The sequence below is a fragment of the Pseudomonas sp. NFACC56-3 genome, assembly GCF_900100025.1.
GTDB lineage: Bacteria > Pseudomonadota > Gammaproteobacteria > Pseudomonadales > Pseudomonadaceae > Aquipseudomonas > Aquipseudomonas fluorescens_AA.
In genome coordinates this window covers 44603-67850 of sequence record NZ_FMTK01000024.1, presented here as the reverse complement: position 1 = coordinate 67850, position 23248 = coordinate 44603, and the positions used below count along the sequence as shown (strand labels likewise).

Genomic DNA, 23248 nt, shown 5'->3' with positions numbered 1-23248 from the left:
CCCAAAACCCCATGTCTGCTAGTGTCGCGCCGGTTTAACAGTCAACCGGAATAGCCGCCATGGCCCGCAAAAAAGCTGCACTGGATTTCGAACAATCTCTGGCCGACCTGCAAACGCTGGTGGAACGGCTGGAGAACGGCGAATTGTCGCTGGAAGACTCGCTGACCGCCTTCGAGCAGGGTATCGGCTTGACTCGCGACTGCCAGGCGGCGCTGGCCCAGGCCGAGCAGAAGGTGCAATTGCTGCTCGAGCGCGACGGTGAGCTGACCGAAGAGCCTTTCGACGCGGAACAACCTGAATGATCGGTGCCTATCAGGCCAGCAGCCAGGCCCGGGTCAATGCTGCACTGGATACGTTGTTCAGCGCCCCGAGCCCGGAACTGGCGCGCCTGTACGAAGCCATGCGCTACAGCGTGATGAACGGCGGCAAGCGTGTGCGGCCGCTGTTGGCCTATGCCGCGTGCGAAGCCTTGGGCGGCCAGGCTGAACAGGCCAACGGCGCGGCCTGCGCGGTGGAGCTGATCCACGCGTATTCGCTGGTGCACGACGACTTGCCAGCCATGGACGATGATGACCTGCGCCGCGGCCAGCCGACCACCCACAAGCAATTCGACGAAGCCTGCGCGATCCTGGCCGGCGACGGTTTGCAGAGCCTGGCGTTCAGCGCCCTGCTGGACCCGGCCCTGAGCGACTGCCCGGCGCAGATTCGCCTGGAGATGGTCAGCGCCCTGGCGTTGGCGGCGGGCCCCGCCGGAATGGTCGGCGGCCAGGCCATCGACTTGGGTTCGGTTGGCCTGAAGCTGGACCAGAACGCCCTGGAATACATGCATCGGCACAAGACCGGCGCGCTGATCGAGGCGAGCGTGCGCCTCGGCGCGCTGGCCAGCGGTCGGTCCACCCCCGAGCAGTTGCAAGCCTTGCAGACCTACGCCCGGGCCATCGGCCTGGCGTTCCAGGTGCAGGACGACATCCTCGACGTTGAAAGCGATACCCAGACCCTCGGCAAACGCCAGGGCGCCGATATCGCCCGGGACAAGCCGACCTACCCGGCCCTGCTCGGCCTCGATGCGGCCAAGGTCTACGCCCTGGAGTTGCGCGACCAGGCCTTGGCCGCGCTGCGACCCTTTGACGCGGCGGCCGAGCCGTTGCGCGACTTGGCGCGATATATCGTCGAACGACGCAGCTGATACAGGGTCAACCCATTCATAAGTGCGTATCGGCCAAGTTCCGGCCTACGCGTGGGCAGCTTGCGATGCATAAGGTAAACTGCCGCCTCTTTCTATACCTATAACGATTCGCCTGATGCCCACGACGTTTCAAGAGATTCCCCGCAAGCGCCCGACCACGCCCCTGCTGGACCGCGCCAACACGCCGGACGGCCTGCGTCGCCTGGGTGAAGCCGAGCTGGAAACCCTGGCCGATGAGTTGCGCCTGGAACTGCTCTACACAGTCGGCCAGACCGGTGGGCACTTCGGTGCCGGCCTGGGCGTCATCGAGCTGACGATCGCGCTGCACTACGTGTTCGACACCCCGGACGACCGGCTGGTGTGGGACGTCGGACACCAGGCCTACCCGCACAAGATCCTCACCGGTCGTCGCGAGCGCATGGGCACGCTGCGCCAGAAGGATGGCATCGCCGCCTTCCCACGTCGCTCCGAGAGTGAGTACGACACCTTTGGCGTCGGCCATTCCAGCACGTCCATCAGCGCCGCCCTGGGCATGGCGATTGCCGCCCGCCTGCAAAACAGCGAGCGCAAGGCCATTGCCGTGATCGGCGACGGCGCACTGACCGCGGGCATGGCCTTCGAGGCGCTGAACCATGCGCCGGAAGTCAACGCCAACATGCTGGTGATCCTCAACGACAACGACATGTCGATCTCGCGCAATGTCGGCGGGTTGTCCAACTACCTGGCGAAGATCCTCTCCAGCCGCACCTACGCCAGCATGCGCGAAGGCAGCAAGAAGGTGTTGTCGCGCCTGCCCGGTGCCTGGGAAATCGCCCGCCGCACCGAAGAGTATGCCAAGGGCATGCTGGTGCCCGGCACGCTGTTCGAAGAACTGGGCTGGAACTACATCGGCCCCATCGACGGCCACGACCTGCCGACCCTGATCGCCACCCTGCGCAACATGCGCGACCTCAAGGGGCCGCAGTTCCTGCACGTGGTCACCAAGAAAGGCAAAGGCTTCGCCCCGGCGGAAGTCGACCCGATCGGCTACCACGCCATCACCAAGCTCGAACCCCTGGATGCCCCGGCCGCCGCGCCGAAAAAGCCCAGTGGGCCGAAATATTCCAGCGTTTTCGGCCAATGGCTGTGCGACATGGCCGCCGCCGATCCACGCCTGGTGGGCATTACCCCGGCGATGAAGGAAGGCTCGGACCTGGTGGCGTTCAGCGAACGCTACCCGCAGCGTTATTTCGACGTGGCGATTGCCGAGCAGCACGCCGTGACCCTCGCCGCCGGCATGGCCTGTGAAGGCGCCAAGCCGGTGGTGGCGATCTATTCGACCTTCCTGCAACGGGCCTACGACCAGTTGATCCATGACGTGGCGGTGCAGAACCTCGACGTGCTGTTCGCCATCGACCGCGCCGGCCTGGTGGGCGAAGACGGCCCGACCCACGCCGGCAGCTTCGACCTGTCGTTCCTGCGCTGCATCCCCGGCATGCTGGTGATGACCCCGAGCGATGAAAACGAGCTGCGCAAGATGCTCACCACCGGCCACCTGTTCAATGGCCCGGCGGCGGTGCGCTACCCTCGTGGCACCGGCCCGAACGCGACCCTCTCGACCGACCTCGAACCCATCGAGATCGGCAAGGGCGTGATCCGCCGCCAGGGCAAGCAAACCGCCCTGCTGGTGTTCGGCGTGCAACTGGCCGAGGCCTTGAAAGTCGCCGACACCTTGGACGCTACCGTGGTGGACATGCGTTTCGTCAAACCCCTGGACGAAGCCCTGGTGCGCGAGATGGCCGGCAGCCATGAGCTGCTGGTGACCATCGAGGAAAACGCCATCATGGGCGGTGCCGGCGCGGCGGTCAGCGAGTTCCTGGCCCGGGAGAACATCCTCAAGTCGGTGCTGCACCTGGGCCTGCCGGACAGTTACGTCGAACACGCCAAGCCGGCGCAGATGCTCGCCGAATGCGGGCTGGACGAAGCGGGGATCGAAGCGGCGGTGCGTCAGCGGTTGCAGCTGTTGGGCCTGTAAGTTCAGCCAACACAAACTCCCTGTGGGAGCGGGCTTGCTCGCGAAAGCGGTGTATCAGTCAATATCGAATTCGACTGACACACCGCTTTCGCGAGCAAGCCCGCTCCCACATTGGCTTGTGTGAAGCACACATGATCGGAACACCCATGAAACTGCGCCTCATCCTCACACTTTCCCTACTGCCAACCCCGGAACTGCTGGCCGACGCCTTCGAACGCGACCAGGCCTTGAAGCTGCCCGACATCGTGATCAGCGCCAACCGCCAGGTCGAGGCCCGCAACGACAGCAGTGCCGCCAACACCGTGTTCACCCGCGACGACATCGAGCGCTTGCAACCGGCCAGTGTCACGGACTTGCTCAGCCGCGTGCCGGGGGTGCAAGTGGCGCCGCTGGGTGGGCGCGGCAGCCTGCCGGGGATTTACATTCGCGGGACCAAATCGGCCCAAAGCCTGGTGCTGGTGGACGGCCAGCGCATCGGCAACGCCACCTCCGGCGACAGCAACCTGCAACGCCTGAACATTAACCAGATCGAGCGCGTGGAAGTGCTGCGCGGTTCGCGTTCGGTGATCTACGGCGCCGACGCGGTGGGCGGGGTGATCCAGATTTTCACCCGTCGCGGCAACACCCAGGGCCTGCAACCGCGCCTGCATATGGGGGTCGGCAGCCACCAGACCTGGGAGCGCAGCCTGGGCCTGTCCGGCGGCGACGAGCAGACCCGTTTCAACCTCGGCGCCAGCCTCGACGACAGCGCTGGTAGCAACCGGACCCACGAGTCCTACGCCAGCGACCGCGACGACGATGCCAACCGCAACCAGTCCTTCAGCCTGAGCCTGAGCCATGCAGCCAGCGATGACCTGGAAGTTGGCCTGAACCTGCTGGATAACCGCGGCAAAAGCGAATACGACAACCCGTTCGGCCGCTTCGACCCGAACACTTTCGAGTCCCTGCCCCAGCAACCCTACAGCGAGTTCGCGGTGAGCAGCTTCAGCACCTATGTGGACGGGCGCATCAACGACACCTGGAAATCCCGCCTGGAACTGGGCCACAGCGAGAACCGCGAAAAAACCTTCGACAAGCTCAGCGATGTCCGCGAAGTCTTCAACACCTACCGCGATTCGGTGACCTGGCAGAACGATGTGACGCTGGACGAGCGCAACAGCCTGATCGTCGGCGGCGATTGGTATCAGGACCGGGTCAACAGCAGCACGCCGTTCGACGAAGACAGCCGCTGGAACCGCGCAGCGTTTATCCAGCACCGCTTCCAGGCCGAAACGTTTTCGACGGAACTGGGCCTGCGTCGCGACCAGAACCAACAGTTTGGCGGCCAGAACAGTTGGAGCGGCACCCTCACCGTGCCGGTCAATCCGCACAACGACCTGTTGCTGACCTACAGCGAGAGCTTCCGCGCACCGACCTTCAACGACCTGTACTACCCGGACTTCAGCAACCCCGACCTGAAGCCCGAGACGGCCAAGAGCTACGAGCTGCAATGGCGCAGCCAACTGAGCGACAGCGCCCGCCTGGAAACCTCGCTGTACCGCACCGACCTGGAAGACGCGATCATTTTTGGCCGCGACTCACGCCCGCAGAACGTCGCCTCGGCGCGGATCAACGGCTTTGAAATGGCCTATCTGCAGGATGTCTTCGGCTGGCAGGGCAATCTGGCCCTGGCCATCATCGACCCGCGCGACCGCGACAGCGGTCACACCCTGGCCCGCCGCGCCCGACGGACCTTGAGCCTGGACCTGGACCGGCAATTCGACCGCCTCGGCCTGGGCGCCACCTGGCAAGCGGTGAGCGGCAGCTACGACGATGAAGACAACCGCAACGCCCTGGGCGGCTATGCCCTGCTCGGGTTGCGTGGCAGTTGGACGCTGACCCGGGAGGTGAAGCTGGAGATGAAGGTGGATAACCTGCTGGACAAGGGTTACAGCCGGGCGCTGTATAGCCATGATGGAGGGCAGTATGGGTATCGGGAGGAAGGTCGGGCGTGGTTGTTTGGGGTGACTTGGACCCCGGAATTCTGATCCAGGAACTGTGGTGTCTGGCCTGGCGCAATCAACTCACATAGCCGCGCCGTCGCCTCGATCATCTGCCCACTGGGCCGTTCCAGGCCTTTGTCATTGACCAACAACAACCGCTCCTGCGCCACCGGCCAGGTTTTCCAGGCATCGAGCTGCGTCTGTTCCGTGGCCAGGATGACTTGCGGACTACGTTGCAGCACCGCCTCCACACTCACCTGCGGCGCCGGCACGTTCAGGTCGGCAAAAACGTTGTGGGCACCGCACACGCTCAGCGCATCACTGATGATTTGCCCACCACCAACGGTGTACAGCGGTCGATCCCAGACCTGGTAGAACACCGGCAACGGCGGGTCCCGTCGATAGCGCTGGCGTAGCGCCTCGAGACGCACGCGCAACTGCGCCGCCCGTTGCACGCCCCGCTCCGGGCGGCCGAGCTGCTGGGCGATGGCTTCGATTTGCGTGATGAGTTGGTCGAGGCTGCGGGGCTCGGCGACATGGATGGGGATGCCCAGGCCCTTGAGCTGCTCGCGCTGGGCCGGGCCGACACTGCCAGGCCAGAGCAGGAGCAGATCGGGCTTGAGGCTGAGCAAGCGCTCCATGTCCAGTTGCCCGTAACGGCCTACCGAGGGCACGTCCCTGAGCGCCGGCGGGCGATCCCCGCCATCCAGCACGCCCACCAACAGGTCGGCGGAGCCCAGTTCAACGACGATTTCCGACAGCGACGGCGCCAGGCTGACGACCCGCGAGGCGGCCATCGTCGAGGCGCTGACGGCCAGCAGCAAGACCGCCAGCCAGCGGCTCATCAGCCGAGTTGACGCGGGATGCGGTACAGGTAGAACAACACGGCGGTCGACAAGGCCAGCAGCATCAACGGCACGGCTTCCAGGCCCACGAACACCGCCAGGGCGCCGATCCAGGCCGGCAGCCCGGCCACCAGGAAGGCGGCGCGACGACGGGCCGCCAGGTCGATCCAGGCCTGGGGCTCTTCGGGTGTGTCGAGGGCTTTCTGGGTGGCGACCAGGGCCTGTTTATACGGCCCGAAGAATCGCAAGCTGACAAACATCGACGCCAGGCCGGCAATGAACAACGGCATCGCCAGCACCGGCAGAATCGCTTCGCCCTGGCCGAATACCGCATTGATCACGAACAGTGGCAGCAAGGCCAGGGCCAGGTATTTCCACCAACTGATCGACAGCCGCCGCCGAACCTGACCGCGCGTCACGCCCGGTCAACCTCGCCTTGGTGCTCGTTGCCCATCATGTGGTCGAGCTTGCTGGCCTTGGTTGCCAAATAGAGTTTGTTGTGGGGATTATGACCGGTGTGCAGTGGCACACGCTCGGCCACCACGATGCCCATGTCGGTCAGCGCCTTGACCTTGCGTGGGTTGTTGGTCATCAAGCGCAGCGACTTCACGCCCAGATGCTCCAGCATCGGCAGGCAGATGCTGTAGTCGCGCAGGTCGGCGGCAAAGCCCAGGCGTTCGTTGGCTTCCACGGTATCGGCGCCGCCATCTTGCAGTTCATAGGCGCGGATCTTGTTCAACAGGCCGATGCCACGGCCTTCCTGGCGCAGGTACAGCAACACGCCACGGCCTTCGCGGGCGATGGCCTGCAGCGCGGCCTCGAGTTGCGAGCCGCAATCACAGCGCTGGCTGAACAGGGCGTCGCCAGTCAGGCATTCGGAATGCAGGCGGCCCAGCACCGCAGAACCGTCGGCGAAATCACCCAGGCTGAGCACGACATGCTCGCGGCCGGTGGCTTCATCGAGAAAACCATGCATGGTGAATTGCGCAAAGGGCGTTGGCAGCTTGGAAGCGGCAACAAAAACGACAGGCACCGGTGTGCTCCTGATCTAGTACTGGAGTTTCGCAGAGGCGGGCATTGTAACAGCACGTCCCGACCGACGCTTAGGCTGAATTGTCGGCCATAACCATCGAAAAGTTTGATTACGGCTTCGGTGGCTTGCCATTCTCGTCGAAAGGATAGGGTTGCTTCCAATGTTCGAAAATCGGCTTGAGCTGGCCGGTTTTCACCAGCACTTCCATCCGCCGGTCGAACAGCTCGCTCAGTGCCCGTCCGTTGGCGGTGTTGGCAAAGCCCAGGTAGAGGGGCAAGTTGATCAGGGGCGAGAGTTTGAACTGCTTCGGGTTATCGGCCTTGGCGAGCACTTCTTCGATTTCCATCGACGCATCGATGTAAAAATCCGCTCGCTCATGGATCAGCATCGGCAAGATACCCACCGCCCGGTGGATCTCATTGAAACGCCGGATGTTGGGCAGGTAGTTGTTGTATTCGTACCCGCGCATCCATACCAGCCGATAGTTGCCAATCGTCGCCAGGGTGGGCGTCGGCTTGGAGGCCAACCCCAAGGCATAGATGTGATCGACGTCGTAGTGCCACTTCGGGTAAAGCACGCCTTCGGATTCATCCCGGTAGGCGCCGACCTGCACGTCGACCTCGCCGCGCTGCACCAGCCCGATCGAACGGGTGTAGGGCACGCTACGGATTTCCAGCTTGACGCCTTCAGGTTCGAACACCGCGCGCAAGATGTCCCAGCCCATGCCCTGGCCATCGGCCTGGGTGTAATCGGCCCACTCCTCGCTGGCCGCGCGGACCTTGTCAGGCAGCGGTGCCGACTCGGCCACCCTCACACCCGCACAGGCTCCTAGACACAGCATCAGCAGTAGTGCGCGGCTTACGCCCATGCCTGGCTCCTTCAGGTGAAACACCACACCAATCCTTGCATTGCCAGCCAGGCGAAAACCCCGGCCAATACATCGTCGAGCATGATCCCGACACCTCCGTGCACATGTCGGTCGATCCAGCGGATCGGCCACGGCTTGAGGATATCGAAGAAACGGAACACCAGAAATCCCGTCAACAACCAATACCAGCCTTCCGGCACCAGCCACAAGGTGATCCACATGCCGACCATTTCGTCCCAGACGATGCCTTCATGGTCGTGCACCCGCAGGTCGTCCGCCACCTTGCCACACAGCCAGAAGCCAAACAGCATGGTGATGCCGAGCATCAACCAGTAGCCCCAGTCCGGCAACATCTGCCACAACGGAATGAAGGGTAGCGCAACCAGCGAGCCCCAAGTGCCCGGCGCTTTAGGTAAAGTGCCTGAACCAAAGCCAAATGCCAGGAAATGCCAGGGATTGCGCCAGACCGAAGGCGGAACGAACTCTGCCGGGACCTGGTTGGGATGATCTGTCACGGTGTCTCCCGAAAATGTTGATAGCCCCGTACATGCGGGGTGATGTCATGCCCGTCGCTGTCGACCAGCGTGACGCCTTGCCCGGCCAGCACGCTGCCGATCACATGGATCGGCCAGCCTTCGGCCTGCAACGCCGACAATCGGCTCGGCGGCAGGGCGAACAGCAGCACGTAATCGTCACCGCCACTCAGGGCGGCCTGCGCGGCATCGGCCCCGCCAAGAAACGCCACCAGAGCGTTGGACAGCGGCAGTCGGTCCCGTTCAACCTGCAAGGCTACCCCGGACGCCAGGGCGATATGCCCGCAATCGGCCAGCAAGCCATCGGAAATATCCATCGCCGCGCTGGCCTTTCCCCGCAACACCAGGCCCAAGTCGATCTGCGGTCGGGGCGACCAATAATGAGCCAGCAGTGGCTCGGCAATCCCAGGCTCGGCGCGACGCTGGCCGAGCACCAATGGCAAGGCGCCGGCGGCATTGCCCAGTTCGCCGCCGACACACAGCAGGTCGCCGGGCTGCGCGCCGCTGCGGGTCAGGGCCTGGCCGGACGGCACGTGGCCGAACACGGTCATGGTCAGGCTCAACGGCCCACGCGTGGTGTCCCCTCCCACCAGCGCCACGCCACAGGCCTGGGCCATCTGGTTCAAACCGCGGGCATAGGCTTGCAGCCAATCGGCGGTCACCGTCGGCAAGGTCAGGGCCAGGGTAAAGGCCAAGGGCTTGGCGCCCATGGCAGCCAGGTCGCTGACCGCCACGGCCAGCGAGCGCTGGCCGAGCAGGAATGGGTCGCAAGGGTCTGGAAAATGCACACCGGCCACGAGCGTGTCGGTGGAGACCGCCAGCTGTTCCCCGGGAGGAGCCGCCAGCAAGGCGCAGTCGTCGCCGATCCCCAGCGCAACGCCCTCGCCGCCCTGCGCGCAAGGCGCGGCGGCGAAGTAGTTACGGATCAGCTCAAACTCACCCATTAAGTGTCCTGTCTCACCAATGCTGTTCATATTTTGTCGGCGTCTATTGGCGCCATACCGCGTTGCCGCTCCTCGCCATAGCGGGCTATGACTCGTCGCGGCGCCTTGTCTGGCACCAACAGCCACTCGACAAAAAATGAACGCATTGGCGAGACAGGACACGTTCAAGCGCCAATCAGCGCTTGAACGCCTTCACTTCAGCTTCACGCAGGCGCGGGGCGAGCTTGTCGAGCACACCGTTGACGAACTTGTGGCCATCGGTGGAACCGAAGACTTTCGCCAGTTCGATCCCTTCGTTGATCACCACGCGGTACGGTACGTCGACGCGCTTGAGCAGTTCCCAGGTGGACAGGCGCAGAACCGCCAGTTCAACCGGATCCAGCTCTTCGATGGTCAAGTCCAGGCAAGGCGTGAGGGCGGTGTCGATTTCGGTCTTGAACTGCGGGACCCCGTGCAGGATCTCGCGGAAATAAGCACCGTCGACATCACTGAAATCGTTATCGACCCGAAACTGCGCTTCGATCTCGTTCAGCGATTGCTTGGCCATGTGCCATTGATACAGCGCCTGGGTCGCGAGCTGACGGGCTTCGCGACGCTTGACGCTTTTCGATGGCTTGCCGGCGTCCGCAGGCTTTGGATCGCGCGGGTTGAAACGATCGCTTTCGTCGCTAATCACTTGGCCTCCAACTGCGCCAGCAGGCTGACCATTTCCAGTGCGGACAGGGCAGCTTCGGCACCTTTGTTACCGGCCTTGGTGCCGGAACGTTCGATGGCTTGTTCGATGGAATCAACGGTCAGTACGCCAAAAGCGACCGGCACGCCGAACTCCATGGACACCTGGGCCAGGCCCTTGGTGCATTCGCCAGCCACGTATTCGAAGTGCGGCGTACCGCCACGAATGACCGCGCCCAGGGCGATGATCGCCGCATATTCGCCCTTTTGAGCGACTTTCTGCGCAACCAGCGGAATTTCGAAGGCGCCAGGGGCACGGATGATGGTGATGTCGCTTTCGCTCACGCCATGGCGAACCAGGGCATCGACCGCACCGCCAACCAGGCTCTCGACCACGAAACTGTTGAAACGGCCCACTACCAGAGCGTAGCGGCCTTTAGGGGCGATGAAGGTACCTTCGATGGTCTTCAGGGTCATTCGTCAGATCTCTTAAAGAGCCAGAGCGCGTTCTATACGCGCTCCTTCAGTGATATTAGCCACGAATACTGCATCGGAAATCCCGCCATGCTGTTCATTTCAAGCTTTTGTGGCGAGGGAGCTTGCTCCCGCTGGGCTGCGAAGCGGCCCCTGTTGTGGGTGCTGCGCACCCAAGCGGGAGCAAGCTCCCTCGCCACAATGAATCCAACCAGCCTTACTCAAGTGAACAACAATGCCGGAATCTCCGGGCCATTATTCGGAGGGCACGTATTCTACAACTTCCAGATCGAAACCGGATATCGCATTAAATTTCATCGGTGCGCTCATCAGGCGCATTTTACGCACGCCCAGGTCACGAAGGATCTGCGAACCGGCACCGACGATGCTGTAGGTGGTCGGTTTTTTCACTGCGGTTTGATCCGCGGTTTCGCGAATGTGCGCCAGCAGCACGTCGCCATCGAGCGGGTGGCCGAGCAGCAACACCACGCCGCTGCCGGCCTCGGCCACCGCGGCCATGGCGGCCCGCAGGCTCCAGCGGCCGGGTTGCTTGACCATCAGCAAATCGCGCAGCGGGTCCATGTTGTGCACGCGCACCAGGGTCGGCTCTTCGGCGCATACGGTGCCCAGGGTCAGCGCCATGTGCACGTCGCCTTCCACCGAGTCGCGGTAGGTCACCAGGTTGAACTGGCCCAGTTCGCTGTCCAGCGGCTGCTCGGCAATCCGCTGAACGGTACGTTCGTGGATCATCCGGTAGTGGATCAGGTCGGCGATGGTGCCGATCTTGATGTTGTGTTCGGCGGCGAAGGCTTCCAGTTCCGCGCGGCGGGACATGGTGCCGTCGTCGTTCATCACTTCGCAGATCACGCCGCTGGGTTCGAAGCCGGCCATGCGCGCCAGGTCGCATGCCGCTTCGGTGTGGCCGGCGCGGGCCAGGGTGCCACCGGCCTGGGCCATCAGCGGAAAGATGTGGCCGGGGCTGACGATGTCTTCGGCCTTGGCGTCCCGGGCGGCGGCAGCCTGTACAGTGCGCGCGCGATCAGCGGCGGAGATCCCGGTGGTCACGCCTTCGGCGGCCTCGATGGACACGGTGAACTTGGTGCCGAAGCCCGAGCCGTTGCGTGGCGCCATCAGCGGCAGCTTGAGCAGTTCGCAGCGCTCGCGGGTCATCGGCATGCAGATCAGGCCACGGGCGTGCTTGGCCATGAAGTTGATGTGTTCGGCCTTGCAGCACTCGGCGGCCATGATCAGGTCGCCTTCGTTCTCGCGGTCTTCGTCATCCATGAGGATGACCATCTTGCCTTGGCGGATGTCTTCTACCAGTTCTTCGATGCTATTGAGCGCCACACGGCACCCCCTTGGGTCAGGATTTGAGGTAGCCGTTGGCGGCCAGAAAACTTTCGGTGATGTTACCCGCAGCAGGCTCTGCGGCCTTGTCACCCAACAGCAGGCGTTCCAGGTAACGGGCCAACAAGTCGACTTCCAGGTTGACCCGGCGACCTGGCCGGTACGAAGCCATGATGGTCTCGCTCAACGTGTGGGGAATGATCGTCAGCAGGAATTCGGCGCCATCCACCGCGTTGACCGTCAGGCTGGTGCCGTCGACGGTGATCGAGCCTTTATGGGCGATGTACTTGGCCAGTTCCTTCGGGGCGCGGATGCGAAACTCCACGGCCCGGGCATTATCGGTGCGCGAGACCACTTCACCGACGCCGTCCACGTGGCCGCTGACCAAGTGCCCGCCCAGGCGAGTGGTGGGGGTCAGGGCTTTTTCCAGGTTGACCGGGCTACCGCTCTTGAGGTCGTTCATGGCCGTGCAGTCGAGGGTTTCGCGGCTGACGTCCGCCAGGAAGCCATTGCCTGGCAGCTCAACGGCGGTCAGGCAAACGCCGTTTACCGCGATGCTGTCGCCCAGCTTGACGTCGCTCAGATCGAGCTTGCCGGTTTCGACATGGACCCGCACATCGCCGCCCTTGGGGGTGAGTGCACGGATGCTGCCGATGGATTCGATGATGCCGGTAAACATGGAGTCCTCCTCGAGAACGGGCCGCCGCGTGAGCGAAAGCCGGGAATTATACGCTGGCCGGTGGGACGGGAATGGCGATGACTCGCCAGTCATCGCCCACGGCGCGGATTTCGGTGATTTTCAGCTGGGGAGCGTCCTTCATCTGCGCCAGCGGCCAGTCCAGCAGTGGCCGCGCCGAAGAACCGAGGAACTTGCCAGCGATGAAGATCTGGAACTCGTCCACCAGCCCCAGTCGGGCGAAAGCCCCCGCCAGGCGCGGACCGGCCTCCACCAGTACTTCATTGACATCCCGGGCAGCCAGCGCCACCAGCAGCCGACGCAGATCGACCTGGCCGTCATCGCCCGCCACAATCATGCATTCGGGACCGTTGGCGTACTGTTCTTCCACCGCCATGCAGGTAGCGACCAGCGCCGGGCCGGCCTTGAAAAACGCCGCATCCAGGGGCACCCGCAGGCGTCCGTCCACCAGTACCCGCAGCGGCGGACGGCTCATGACCAACGCCGTCTGCTCGGCATCCAGCCCCAGTTCATCGGCGCGCACGGTCAGCCGGGCGTTGTCCGCCAGCACCGTATCGGCACCGGTCAGCACCACACTGGCCTGGGCACGCAGGCGTTGCACCGCCGAACGTGCGGCCGGGCCGGTGATCCACTGGCTTTCACCGCTTTCCATGGCGGTGCGGCCATCCAGGCTCATGGCGAGCTTGACCCGCACGAACGGCAGGCCCTGTTCCATGCGCTTGAGAAAACCTTCATTGAGCTGGCGCGCCTCACCTTCCAGCACGCCGCTTTCGGTGGCGATGCCGGCCTGGGCCAGGCGTTGCAGGCCGCGCCCGGCGACTGCCGGGTTAGGGTCCTGCATCGCTGCCACCACCCGCGCCACGCCGGCACTGACCAGCGCATCGGCACAAGGCGGGGTACGCCCGTGATGACTGCAAGGCTCGAGGGTCACGTAGGCCGTGGCGCCCCGGGCTTTGTCCCCGGCGGCGCGCAGGGCATGGACTTCGGCATGGGGCTCGCCAGCGCGGATGTGCCAGCCTTCGCCGACAATCTGCCCGTCACGCACGATCACGCAACCGACCCGGGGGTTGGGGTGGGTGGTGTAGTGACCGCGCCGCGCCAACTCCAGGGCACGAGCCATGTAGTGGGCGTCGAGGACGGCCTGCTGCGCCGGGACGGTCATTCTTTCACCGGTTCGCGGGCCAGGCGGTCGATTTCTTCACGGAACTCGTTCAGGTCCTGGAAGCGCCGGTATACCGAGGCGAAACGGATGTAGGCGACTTCGTCGAGCTTCTGCAGCTCGGCCATCACCAGCTCTCCGACCACCAGGGACTTGACCTCCCGCTCGCCGGTGGCCCGCAGCTTGTGCTTGATGTGCACCAGCGCCGCTTCCAGGCGCTCGACGCTCACCGGGCGTTTTTCCAGGGCGCGCTGCATGCCGGCGCGCAGTTTTTCTTCATCGAACGGCTGGCGGCTGCCGTCGGTTTTGATCAGGCGCGGCAACACCAGTTCAGCGGTCTCGAACGTCGTGAAACGCTCGCCGCAAGCCAGGCATTCGCGGCGGCGGCGGACTTGTTCGCCCTCGGCGACCAGTCGCGAGTCGATGACCTTGGTGTCGTTGGCACCGCAGAAGGGACAGTGCATGGTGGCAGGCAACAAAAAAAGGGAGGGCCATGGTAGCGCATCCCACTGGCAAGACAAGCCATAGGGTTTACGGTATACAGACGGGCTTACCGTCAGATCCATGGAATTCACCTTGCTGGAGCCACACATGCCGCTACGATCGCTCGTTTTGCTCAGTTTTTTCAGCCTGCTGATGGCGTGCAGCAGCGATGCCCCCAAACCCGCCGCTCCCGCTCCGGCCCCCGCACCGAAACAGGCCCAGGAAAAGGCCCGCCAGGCGGCCGAGCTGGGGCCATTGCCGGCGTACCAGCGTGAAATCAGCGGCACCTTGCAAGGCGTTCCGGCCGGGGCCGAGGTCGAATTGGCGCTGCTGGTGATCGACGACAAGGACCGTCCACAACAATTGCTCGCCAGTTCCAGCCTGATCGGCACCAACCAGGCCCTGCCCTTCCGTTTGCGCTTCAACCCGGAAGCCTTCCCGGTAGGCGCCCGCGTGGAACTGCGTGGCCGCGCCAGCCAGTCCGGTCAATTGATCCTGCACTTGCCGGAACAACGCATCAGCCAACCGACCACCCAGGCATTGGGCACCCTGCAATTCGTCAAAGCGCCATGAGTGCACCGCAAGACCTGCAGCGGGCGTTGAGTGAATTGCTTGGCGACGCGCGTCTGGTGGCTTGTCCGCTACCCGACGCTGACTTGACGTTGTGGCTGATCGACGGCGACAACATGGACCGCGCCTTCAGCCCGGAAGAAACCCGGCGCATCCTCCACGAGCCGCCCTATTGGAGTTTTTGCTGGGCCAGCGGCTTGGCGATGGCCCGCTACCTCGCCGAGCAGCCGCAGTGGGTCGAAGGCAAGCGGGTGCTGGATTTTGGTGCCGGTTCCGGCGTGGCAGGCATCGCGGCGGTCAAGGCCGGAGCCCTGGAGGTGGTGGCCTGCGACCTGGATCCGCTGGCGATCGCGGCGTGCCAGGCCAATGCCGCGCTCAATGGGGTGGAGCTGGGTTATGCGACGGACTTTTTCGCCGAGACCGATCGTTTCGACCTGATCCTGGTTGCCGACGTGCTCTACGACCGGGCCAACCTGCCGCTGCTCGACCAGTTCCTCAGCCGCGGTCGCGAGGCGTTGGTGGCCGATTCCCGGGTGCGGGATTTCCAGCATCCGCTGTACCGGCGCATCGAAATGCTCCAGGCCATGACCCTGCCGGACCTGGCCGAGCCGGAAGAGTTTCGCCATGTGAGTCTGTACCACGCGCGGCGCGCCTGAAAAGCTTCGCGAGCAAGCCCGCTCCCACAGGGGATCTAGAGTGAACGCGAATGTTGTATCCACTGGAGATCAACTGTGGGAGCGGGCTTGCCCGCGAAGGCGTCCTGTCAGGCACCACAGGGCGAAAGGCTACCCCGCTTTCAGCCACCCCCCACCACGCCGTATAGTTGCCCCATTCAAGCGCTCTACGAGATTGCCCATGACTCAGGAAACGCCCTACATCTTCGACGCCACTACCGCCGATTTCGACCAATCGGTGATCGCGAACTCTTTCCACAAACCGGTACTGGTGGATTTCTGGGCCGAGTGGTGTGCGCCGTGCAAGGCTCTGATGCCAATGCTGCAAACCATTGCCGAGAGCTATCAAGGCGAATTGCTGCTGGCCAAGGTCAACTGTGACATCGAGCAGGACATTGTGGCCCGCTTCGGCATTCGCAGCCTGCCGACGGTGGTGTTGTTCAAGGACGGTCAGCCCGTCGACGGCTTTGCCGGTGCCCAGCCGGAATCGGCGGTACGCACGATGCTCGAACCCCATGTGCAGATGCCACCGCCGGCCGCTGCCGACCCGTTCGAACAGGCCCAGGCGCTGTTCGACGACGGTCGTTTCGCCGACGCCGAAGCCGTGCTCACCGTGTTGCTGGGTGAAGACAACACCAACGCCAAGGCGCTGATCCTGTATGCCCGCTGCCTGACCGAGCGCGGCGAGCTGGACGAAGCGCAGACGGTGCTCGACGCGGTGAAAAGCGATGAGCACAAGGCCGCCCTCGCCGGTGCCAAGGCGCAGATCCAGTTCCTCGGCCTGGCCAAGCACCTGCCGGACGCCGCCGACCTCAAGGCGCGCCTGGCGAAAGACCCGCAGGACGATGAAGCGGTGTACCAACTGGCGATCCAGCAACTGGCACGCCAGCAGTACGAAGCGGCCCTCGATGCGCTGCTCAAGCTGTTCGTGCGTAACCGCGGCTACAGCGAAGGCCTGCCCCACAAGACCTTGTTGCAGGTATTCGAACTGCTGGGCAACGACCATCCGCTGGTGACGACCTATCGTCGCAAGTTGTTCGCCGCGTTGTATTAAGCCCCACTCCAGCTATAGAGCGGCGTATCGCCGCCGCTCAACACCTTGACCTCAGCGCAGTGGCGCAAGCGCACCAACAGGCGCTTGCCCGCCGAGGCGCTGCCGGTCAGGCCTTCGAGCTGTTCCAGCAGGTCCGGACCGCTCAGTTGGCCGGCCTTGCGCAGCAGTTCCTTGGCGATCTGCCATTGGGCATCGTCCTGGTTCGTCGGTTTGGCCGCCGGTGCCGCCGTGCCTTCGGATTTGGCCACTTGCAACTGCGCGCCGAGCTGCGCCCAGTCGCCCTCATCCATTTCGATCGTCAAGTCCACCGGCCATTCGCCGACGGTTCCGCGTATCCGCAACATTACCGTGCTCCTGAATATTTCATGTACGCATGCTCCCATGGCCCTTGCGCGACGCCAAGCAGACGGTCAAACTCTCCGCGCTTTCGTTATAAGATTACATAACCTTTTCGGAGACTCGTCATGCGTCGTCTGCTTCTCGCTTTGCCGTTCGCCCTGCTGCCATTGGCTGTCGCTCATGCGGCGGTGGAGCATGACCACGATCATGATCACGAACATGGCAGCCTCGGCGCCCATGAACACGGCGTTGCTCGACTGAACGCGGCATTGGATGGTCAGACCCTGGAGCTGGAGCTGGAAAGCCCGGCGATGAACCTGGTGGGCTTCGAACACGCCGCCACCAGCGATGCCGACAAGGCCAAGGTCGCCGCGGTACGGGCGCAGTTGGACAAGCCGCTGGCGCTGTTCAACCTGCCGGCCGCCGCCAAGTGCACCGTGGCCCAACAGGAACTGGAAAGCCCGTTGTTCGGCGATGAACCGGACCACGAAGACCATGACGAAGACGCCGATGGCGACGAACACCACGAGCACAGTGAGATCCACGCCCACTACCAGTTCACCTGCGCCGCCGCTGGTGCATTGAAGAACCTGGACCTGGCGACACTGTTCAAAACCTTCCCGGCCACCCAGAAAATTCAGGTACAACTGATCAGCCCGAGTGGCCAACAAGGCGTGGAAGTGACGGCCAAGGCGCCAACCCTGAAATTCTGATTCACCGCAAAACCCATGTGGGAGCGAGCTTGCTCGCGATGAGGCCGGCACATTCAATACAGATGCAGCCTGACACACCGCCATCGCGAGCAAGCTCGCTCCCACAGGGTTCACCTTGATCTGACCGGTTTCATATGACCCAAGCACTCATCGAACTGTCCGACCTGGGCTTCAGTTGGCCCGGGCATCCGCCCTTGCTGGATATCCCGGCGTTTCGCCTGGAAGCGGGTGAAACCTTGTTCCTCAAGGGCCCGAGTGGCAGCGGCAAGACCACGCTGCTGGGGCTGTTGGGCGGGGTGCAAACGCCGGATCGCGGCAGCATCCGCCTGCTCGGCCAGGAACTCAGCGAACTGGCCGCCGGCCGCCGCGACCGCTTTCGCGTGGACCACACCGGCTACATTTTCCAGCAGTTCAACCTGCTGCCGTTTCTCTCGGTACGGGAGAACGTCGAACTGCCCTGTCACTTCTCGAAACTGCGCGCGCAGCGGGCCACCCAGCGCCACGGCAGTGTCGATCAAGCGGCCGCCACGCTGCTGGCCCACCTGGGCTTGACCGATTCGAACCTGTTGGAGCGTCGCGCCGACTCGTTGTCCATCGGCCAGCAACAACGAGTCGCCGCTGCCCGGGCTTTGATCGGTCAACCGGAACTGGTGATCGCCGACGAACCGACTTCAGCCCTGGACTACGACGCCCGGGAAAACTTCCTGCGGCTGTTGTTCGCCGAATGCCGCGAGGCCGGGTCGAGCCTGTTGTTCGTCAGTCACGACCAGAGCCTGGCGTCGCTGTTCGACCGCCACCTCTCGCTGGCCGATCTCAATCGCGCCGCCACGCCACTCGAGGTCTGAGATGTATTTGTTCCGTCTAGCCATGGCCAGCCTGGCGAACCGCCGCTTCACCGCGATCCTCACCGCGTTTGCCATCGCCCTCTCGGTCTGTCTGTTACTGGCGGTGGAGCGAGTGCGCACCGAGGCGCGAGCCAGTTTCGCCAGCACCATCAGCGGCACCGACCTGATCGTCGGCGCCCGCTCCGGCTCGGTGAACCTGCTGCTGTATTCGGTGTTTCGCATCGGCAATGCCACCAACAACATCCGCTGGGACAGCTTCGAACAGTTCGCCAAAAATCCGAAAGTAAAGTGGGCGATCCCCATGTCCCTGGGCGATTCCCATCGCGGCTATCGGGTGATGGGCACCACCGAGGCCTACTTCGAGCATTACCAGTATGGCCGCCAGCAACACCTGGAACTGGCCGATGGCCGGGCTTTCGCCACCGATCCGTTCGAAGTGGTGCTCGGTGCCGAAGTCGCCGAGGCGCTGCACTACAAACTCGGTGACAAACTGGTGCTGGCCCACGGCGTGGCGGCGATCAGCCTGGTCAAGCATGACGACAAGCCCTTCACCGTGGTCGGGATTCTCAAGCGCACCGGCACCCCGGTGGACCGCACGCTGCACATCAGCCTCGGCGGCATGGAGGCGATCCACATCGACTGGAAGAACGGCGTGCCGGCCCAGGGCAATGGGCGCATCAGCGCCGACCAGGCCCGCAACATGGACCTCACGCCCCAAGCGATCACCGCGTTCATGCTCGGCCTCAACAGCAAGATTTCGACCTTTGCCTTGCAGCGCGAGATCAATGAGTTCCGTGGCGAACCGCTGCTGGCCATCCTCCCCGGCGTAGCACTGCAGGAGTTGTGGAGCCTGATGGGCACGGCGGAAAAGGCCTTGTTCGTGATTTCGCTGTTCGTGGTCCTGACCGGGTTGATCGGCATGCTCACGGCGATCCTCACCAGCCTCAACGAACGCCGCCGGGAAATGGCGATCCTGCGTTCGGTGGGCGCACGGCCGTGGCACATCGCGACGCTGCTGGTGTTCGAAGCCTTTGCCCTGGCGCTGGCCGGGGTCACCGCCGGGCTGGCGTTGCTGTACATCGGCATCGCCGCCGCCCAGGGTTACGTGCAGTCGGCCTACGGTTTGTACTTGCCTCTGGGCTGGCCGAGCGAATATGAATGGACGCTGCTGGCGGGCATCCTGGTCGCCGCCCTGCTGATGGGCAGCGTGCCGGCCTGGCGCGCCTATCGCCAATCGTTGGCCGACGGCCTGTCGATCCGTCTATGAGGACCTTGAAGATGCCCCGCGCCCTGCTAGCGCTGTTGATGATGGTCGCCCTGCCGCTGTGGGCGGCCGAGCCGAGGGACCTGGCCTGGTCGGAAATGATTCCGCCGGACGCCCCGCCGGAAGTGCCGAACATGACGCCGCTGCACGACCTATCGAAAATGAGCGACGCCCTGGCCGCCGAGTCCGCTCCAGCCGCCAAGCAGGATTTGCCCAACGCGCCGGTGGTCAAGGCCCTCGATGGCCAGCAGATTCGCTTGCCGGGCTACATCGTGCCGCTGGAAGTCAGCGAGGAAGGCCGCACCACGGACTTCCTGCTGGTGCCGTATTTCGGCGCCTGCATCCACGTGCCGCCACCGCCGTCGAACCAGATCGTGCATGTGAAAAGCGAAGTGGGGGTCAAGCTCGACGAGTTGTACCAGCCGTACTGGGTCGAAGGGCCGATGCAGGTCAAGCCGTCCACCAGCGAACTGGCCGATGCCGGATATCAGATGGAGGCGCAGAAGATTTATGTGTATGAACTGCCGGAGTGAATTCGCGGGTCATGGGTTGCCTGTGAAATAGCCTTCGCGAGCAAGCCCGCTCCCACATTGACCGAGTTTTGCCAGTAGAAATGCGGTCAAACGGTGGGAGCGGGCTTGCTCGCGAAGGGGCCCTCGAAATTGACTCATCATCATTTCATTGAGCTGAGTCAAAAGACCGGCCCAGGCGGCTCCGTACCATGGGACATCCATTTTGAAATGTCCTCTGGAGCCCCCATGCACAAGTCCTTGCTCAGCGCTTCCCTCATTGCCCTCGCGCTCGCTGCCCCGCTCGCCCAGGCCCATACGGCCGGTGACATCATCGTTCGCGCCGGCGCTATCACCGTCAATCCAGAGGCCGACAGCTCCAGCGTCAAGGTCGACCGTGGCCCGCTGGCCGGCGCCGACCTGGGTGGCAAGGCGACCATGAGCAGCGATACGCAACTGGGCCTGAACTTCGCCTACATGCTGACCAACAATTGGGGTATCGAACTGCTGGCGGCCTCGCCGTTCGAGCACGACGTGAAAATCAAAGGCACTGCCCTCGGCGCGGCCAACGGCAAGCTCGGCACCCTCAAGCACCTGCCGCCCACACTGAGCCTGGTCTACTACCCGCTCGACGCCAAGTCGGCGTTCCAGCCCTATGTCGGCGCCGGTATCAACTACACCTGGATCTACGACGAACACGTGGGCAGCGAAGCCAGCGCCAATGGCTTCAGCAACTTCCGGGCGAAAAACAGCTGGGGCATGGCCTGGCAAGTCGGTGCCGACTACATGCTGACCGACAACATCATGATCAACGGCCAGATCCGCTACATCGACATCGACACCACCGCCTATGTGGACAACAACGCCGTGGCCGGCGGTACCCGGGCCAAGGTGAATGTCGATGTGGATCCGTTCATCTACATGGTGGGGTTGGGCTACAAGTTCTAAGCCGAACTTAAAGGTACGAACACCCCTGTGGGAGCGAGCTTGCTCGCGATGACGGTGGATCAGCCAGCAATGATGTTGACTGACCCAGCGCTATCGCGAGCAAGCTCGCTCCCACAGTTTTAGCGCCCCAGCAACCGCGCCAACCCCACGCTCATCGGTGTTTGCGGGGGAAAGCTGAAGCGCTCCAACAACCGATGGTTGTCAGCCCGGGAATGGCGAATGTCGCCGGAACGCGCCGGGCCGTAGCTGATCGGTGGCAGGTCGCCCACCACGGCGGCCAGGGCCTGGAGCATCTGTTTGAGGGTCGTGGCCTGGTTCCAGCCGACGTTCACCGCGCCCACTTCCACCTCGGGCTTCTCGATGGCCTGCACCAGCAAGTCCACCAAGTCTTCGACATAGACAAAGTCCCGGGTCTGCTCGCCGTCGCCGAATACGGTGATCGGCAGGCCTTTCTGTGCCCGTTCGCTGAAGATGCTGATGACCCCCGAATACGGCGAGGACGGATCCTGGCGCGGGCCGTAGATGTTGAAGAAGCGGAACACCACCGGCTCCAGGTTGTGCTGGCGGCGATAGAAATCGAAGTAGAACTCGCTGGCCAGCTTGTCCGAGGCATAGGGCGTGAGCGGGGCCTTGGGGGTTTCTTCGTCGATGGACTCGCCTTCGCCGTTGTTGCCGTAGACCGCTGCGCTGGAAGCGAACAGCACCCGCTTCACCCCGCTCTGGCGCATGGCTTCGCAGACATTCAGGGTGCCGATGAAATTGCTCTGGTGGGTGCGCACGGGGTCGTCCACCGAGGCTTGCACCGAGGCCACCGCCGCCAGGTGCGCCACGGCGCTGCAACCGGCCATGGCCCGGGCCACCAGGGCGGCATCGGCGACGTCGCCTTCGATCAGCTCTACAGCAGGGTTGTCCAGCGGCAGGTTGCTGCGCTTGCCGGTGGACAGGTCATCGAGGATGCGCACCGCATGCCCCTTGGCGAGCAAGGCGTCGGTCAGGTGCGAACCAATGAAACCCGCGCCGCCGGTGATTAAAACAGGGCCTTCAGCCATGGCGATAAAACCTATCCAGTAAGCCCGGGAGTGCGGCGCGCCAGGCACGCGGCTTGATCCCGAAAGTGTGCAGAATTTTCTTGCAGGCCAGCACCGCGTGCTGCGGTTCTTCCGCGGCGTCCGGCCGTGCGGCATGAGCCTGGGGCGTGGGCGACTCGATGGCCAGCGGATGCAGCGCGCGGGCTTCAGTGAGGATCGCCTGGCCCAGCGCCAGTGGCGTGGTCGCCTCATGCCCGGCGTAATGATAGGTGCCCCACAGCGGCGCCGCGCAATCGAGTTGCTTGAGCACCGAAATGATCACCCGCGCGGCATCGTCCACGGGCGTCGGATTGCCCCGGCGGTCGTCAGCCAGCAACAGCTCTTCGGGTTGCTCGGCCCGGGCCAGGAAACGGCCGAGGGTGCCATCGGCGCTGTCATCCAGCAGCCAGCCGAAACGCAGCAATACGTGTTGCGGGCAGGTGGCGCGCACGCTTTGCTCGATCCGCCACAGCGCCTGGCCGCGCACGCCCAGGGGCACGGGCTCGTCCTTCTCGCTGTAGGCCGTGGCACGGGAACCGTCGAACACCCGATAGCTCGACGGTTGCAGCAAGATGATGTTGTGATGCTGGCACAGCCCGGCCAGACGCTCGACAGCGCGCTCCTGGCTGGCCAGGCGCTGCTCGCTGACGGCCTCGGCCTGGAACCAGTCGAAGTAGTACGCCAGGTTGATCAAGGCGTCCGGACGGGTGTCGTCGAGCAGTTGCGTCAGGCTCGCGGCATCCCAGCCGTCTTCGGGCGGGCGGGGGGCAAGAAAACCGATGTCTTCTTCTGCACCGAGGCGAATCAGCGCCTGCCCAAGGGCATTTCCGCCGCCCAGTAACATAAGGCGCATTCGCATAAAGTCAGCAGGCCCACTCTATTGGCACAAAAATTGGGTCGACAACGCCCGCAGGCGTTGCCGGAATCGTTGCATTTTGCGGGTTTAGTGCGCAACCGTCACTCGTAAAGTGTGGATCCGGCCTTTGTGTGCATCTTGAGGCCTTATCGCGAGCGAGCTCGCTCCCACA

The 23248-nt window shown here is 63.7% G+C and carries 26 protein-coding genes and 1 pseudogene; 12 read left to right on the top strand and 15 right to left on the bottom strand.

The genetic code is table 11. The annotated features are described in order from the left end of the window. The first annotated feature begins 59 nt into the window (after positions 1-59). The 4 genes from BLO80_RS24995 (at position 60) to BLO80_RS24980 (ending at position 5227) form a co-directional block, all read left to right on the top strand. The gene (locus tag BLO80_RS24995) at positions 60-302 is read left to right on the top strand and encodes an exodeoxyribonuclease VII small subunit (RefSeq protein WP_003185917.1); all 243 of its coding nucleotides are present in this window, start codon (positions 60-62) and stop codon (positions 300-302) included. Next, positions 299-1186: a (2E,6E)-farnesyl diphosphate synthase gene (gene ispA / locus BLO80_RS24990; RefSeq protein ID WP_092332179.1), complete on the top strand. Its 888-nt coding sequence runs from the start codon at positions 299-301 to the stop codon at positions 1184-1186. The genes BLO80_RS24995 and ispA overlap by 4 nt, the downstream gene beginning before the upstream one ends. A gap of 115 nt (positions 1187-1301) precedes the next feature. Beyond that, entirely contained in the window at positions 1302-3200 is a 1899-nt protein-coding gene (gene dxs, locus BLO80_RS24985) for a 1-deoxy-D-xylulose-5-phosphate synthase (RefSeq protein ID WP_092332181.1), read from the top strand. Between the two features lie 146 nt (positions 3201-3346). Continuing rightward, positions 3347-5227 (top strand): TonB-dependent receptor domain-containing protein, encoded by a 1881-nt coding sequence (locus tag BLO80_RS24980; RefSeq protein ID WP_092332184.1) that lies wholly within the window; start codon positions 3347-3349, stop codon positions 5225-5227. A gap of 23 nt (positions 5228-5250) precedes the next feature. Here the strand turns inward: BLO80_RS24980 and BLO80_RS24975 are convergent. The 12 genes and pseudogenes from BLO80_RS24975 to nrdR all read right to left on the bottom strand — a co-directional run. After that, positions 5251-6027 (bottom strand): annotated as a pseudogene (locus BLO80_RS24975) (cobalamin-binding protein); the annotation flags it as partial. Next, positions 6027-6446, bottom strand: coding sequence for an MFS transporter (locus BLO80_RS24970; RefSeq protein ID WP_092332186.1), 420 nt, complete (start codon positions 6444-6446; stop codon positions 6027-6029). The gene BLO80_RS24970 and the pseudogene BLO80_RS24975, both read right to left, overlap by 1 nt. Continuing rightward, entirely contained in the window at positions 6443-7060 is a 618-nt protein-coding gene (ribA, locus tag BLO80_RS24965; RefSeq protein WP_092204490.1) for a GTP cyclohydrolase II, read from the bottom strand. The genes BLO80_RS24970 and ribA overlap by 4 nt, the downstream gene beginning before the upstream one ends. Before the next feature lie 109 nt (positions 7061-7169). Beyond that, positions 7170-7928 (bottom strand): substrate-binding periplasmic protein, encoded by a 759-nt coding sequence (locus BLO80_RS24960; RefSeq protein WP_092332189.1) that lies wholly within the window; start codon positions 7926-7928, stop codon positions 7170-7172. Between the two features lie 11 nt (positions 7929-7939). Beyond that, the gene (locus BLO80_RS24955) at positions 7940-8443 is read right to left on the bottom strand and encodes a phosphatidylglycerophosphatase A family protein (RefSeq protein ID WP_053125805.1); all 504 of its coding nucleotides are present in this window, start codon (positions 8441-8443) and stop codon (positions 7940-7942) included. Beyond that, positions 8440-9405, bottom strand: a complete 966-nt coding sequence (gene thiL, locus BLO80_RS24950; protein ID WP_092332191.1) for a thiamine-phosphate kinase — start codon at positions 9403-9405, stop codon at positions 8440-8442. The genes BLO80_RS24955 and thiL overlap by 4 nt, the downstream gene beginning before the upstream one ends. 175 nt (positions 9406-9580) lie before the next feature. Continuing rightward, complete coding sequence (nusB, locus tag BLO80_RS24945; RefSeq protein ID WP_003185935.1) at positions 9581-10081, bottom strand: transcription antitermination factor NusB; 501 nt, start codon at positions 10079-10081, stop codon at positions 9581-9583. Continuing rightward, positions 10078-10554, bottom strand: coding sequence for a 6,7-dimethyl-8-ribityllumazine synthase (gene ribE, locus BLO80_RS24940; RefSeq protein WP_003206025.1), 477 nt, complete (start codon positions 10552-10554; stop codon positions 10078-10080). The genes nusB and ribE overlap by 4 nt, the downstream gene beginning before the upstream one ends. A 252-nt stretch (positions 10555-10806) precedes the next feature. After that, positions 10807-11898, bottom strand: coding sequence for a bifunctional 3,4-dihydroxy-2-butanone-4-phosphate synthase/GTP cyclohydrolase II (gene ribBA / locus BLO80_RS24930; RefSeq protein WP_092332197.1), 1092 nt, complete (start codon positions 11896-11898; stop codon positions 10807-10809). A gap of 16 nt (positions 11899-11914) precedes the next feature. Continuing rightward, positions 11915-12577, bottom strand: a complete 663-nt coding sequence (locus tag BLO80_RS24925; protein ID WP_092204487.1) for a riboflavin synthase — start codon at positions 12575-12577, stop codon at positions 11915-11917. 46 nt (positions 12578-12623) lie between these two features. Continuing rightward, on the bottom strand, positions 12624-13757 hold the full coding sequence (ribD, locus tag BLO80_RS24920; RefSeq protein ID WP_092332200.1) for a bifunctional diaminohydroxyphosphoribosylaminopyrimidine deaminase/5-amino-6-(5-phosphoribosylamino)uracil reductase RibD: 1134 nt from the start codon (positions 13755-13757) through the stop codon (positions 12624-12626). Then, complete coding sequence (gene nrdR, locus BLO80_RS24915; RefSeq protein WP_013694316.1) at positions 13754-14218, bottom strand: transcriptional regulator NrdR; 465 nt, start codon at positions 14216-14218, stop codon at positions 13754-13756. Before nrdR ends, ribD begins: the two co-directional genes overlap by 4 nt. 127 nt (positions 14219-14345) lie before the next feature. Between nrdR and BLO80_RS24910 the strand changes: the two genes are divergently transcribed. From BLO80_RS24910 to trxA, 3 genes are all read left to right on the top strand, one after another. After that, positions 14346-14810: a YbaY family lipoprotein gene (locus BLO80_RS24910; RefSeq protein WP_092204485.1), complete on the top strand. Its 465-nt coding sequence runs from the start codon at positions 14346-14348 to the stop codon at positions 14808-14810. Then, positions 14807-15463 (top strand): class I SAM-dependent methyltransferase, encoded by a 657-nt coding sequence (locus tag BLO80_RS24905; protein ID WP_092332202.1) that lies wholly within the window; start codon positions 14807-14809, stop codon positions 15461-15463. Before BLO80_RS24910 ends, BLO80_RS24905 begins: the two co-directional genes overlap by 4 nt. Positions 15464-15662: 199 nt before the next feature. After that, entirely contained in the window at positions 15663-16535 is an 873-nt protein-coding gene (gene trxA / locus BLO80_RS24900) for a thioredoxin (protein WP_092172783.1), read from the top strand. Here the strand turns inward: trxA and BLO80_RS24895 are convergent. Beyond that, positions 16532-16879 carry a hypothetical protein gene (locus BLO80_RS24895; RefSeq protein ID WP_092172780.1) on the bottom strand — a complete coding sequence of 116 codons (348 nt, stop codon included), beginning with the start codon at positions 16877-16879 and terminating at the stop codon, positions 16532-16534. The two genes, trxA and BLO80_RS24895, sit on opposite strands and share 4 nt — an antisense overlap. 120 nt (positions 16880-16999) lie before the next feature. Here BLO80_RS24895 and BLO80_RS24890 point away from each other — a divergent pair, with 120 nt between their 5' ends. The 5 genes from BLO80_RS24890 (at position 17000) to BLO80_RS24870 (ending at position 21153) form a co-directional block, all read left to right on the top strand. Then, positions 17000-17587: a DUF2796 domain-containing protein gene (locus BLO80_RS24890; protein WP_072410453.1), complete on the top strand. Its 588-nt coding sequence runs from the start codon at positions 17000-17002 to the stop codon at positions 17585-17587. A gap of 134 nt (positions 17588-17721) precedes the next feature. After that, positions 17722-18432, top strand: coding sequence for an ABC transporter ATP-binding protein (locus BLO80_RS24885; protein WP_092332205.1), 711 nt, complete (start codon positions 17722-17724; stop codon positions 18430-18432). A gap of 1 nt (position 18433) precedes the next feature. Beyond that, a complete protein-coding gene (locus BLO80_RS24880; protein WP_092332207.1) occupies positions 18434-19699 on the top strand; it encodes an ABC transporter permease in 1266 nt (421 codons plus the stop codon). 11 nt (positions 19700-19710) lie between these two features. Beyond that, positions 19711-20229 carry a DUF3299 domain-containing protein gene (locus tag BLO80_RS24875; RefSeq protein ID WP_025215734.1) on the top strand — a complete coding sequence of 173 codons (519 nt, stop codon included), beginning with the start codon at positions 19711-19713 and terminating at the stop codon, positions 20227-20229. Positions 20230-20454: 225 nt separating this feature from the next. Then, positions 20455-21153, top strand: a complete 699-nt coding sequence (locus BLO80_RS24870; protein ID WP_092332210.1) for an OmpW/AlkL family protein — start codon at positions 20455-20457, stop codon at positions 21151-21153. 119 nt (positions 21154-21272) lie between these two features. Here BLO80_RS24870 and BLO80_RS24865 read toward each other — a convergent pair whose 3' ends face one another. Both BLO80_RS24865 and BLO80_RS24860 read right to left on the bottom strand, forming a co-directional pair. Then, positions 21273-22202 carry an NAD-dependent epimerase/dehydratase family protein gene (locus BLO80_RS24865; RefSeq protein ID WP_092332212.1) on the bottom strand — a complete coding sequence of 310 codons (930 nt, stop codon included), beginning with the start codon at positions 22200-22202 and terminating at the stop codon, positions 21273-21275. Next, positions 22195-23079: a sugar nucleotide-binding protein gene (locus BLO80_RS24860; protein ID WP_060740408.1), complete on the bottom strand. Its 885-nt coding sequence runs from the start codon at positions 23077-23079 to the stop codon at positions 22195-22197. Before BLO80_RS24860 ends, BLO80_RS24865 begins: the two co-directional genes overlap by 8 nt. Positions 23080-23248: the final 169 nt, after the last annotated feature.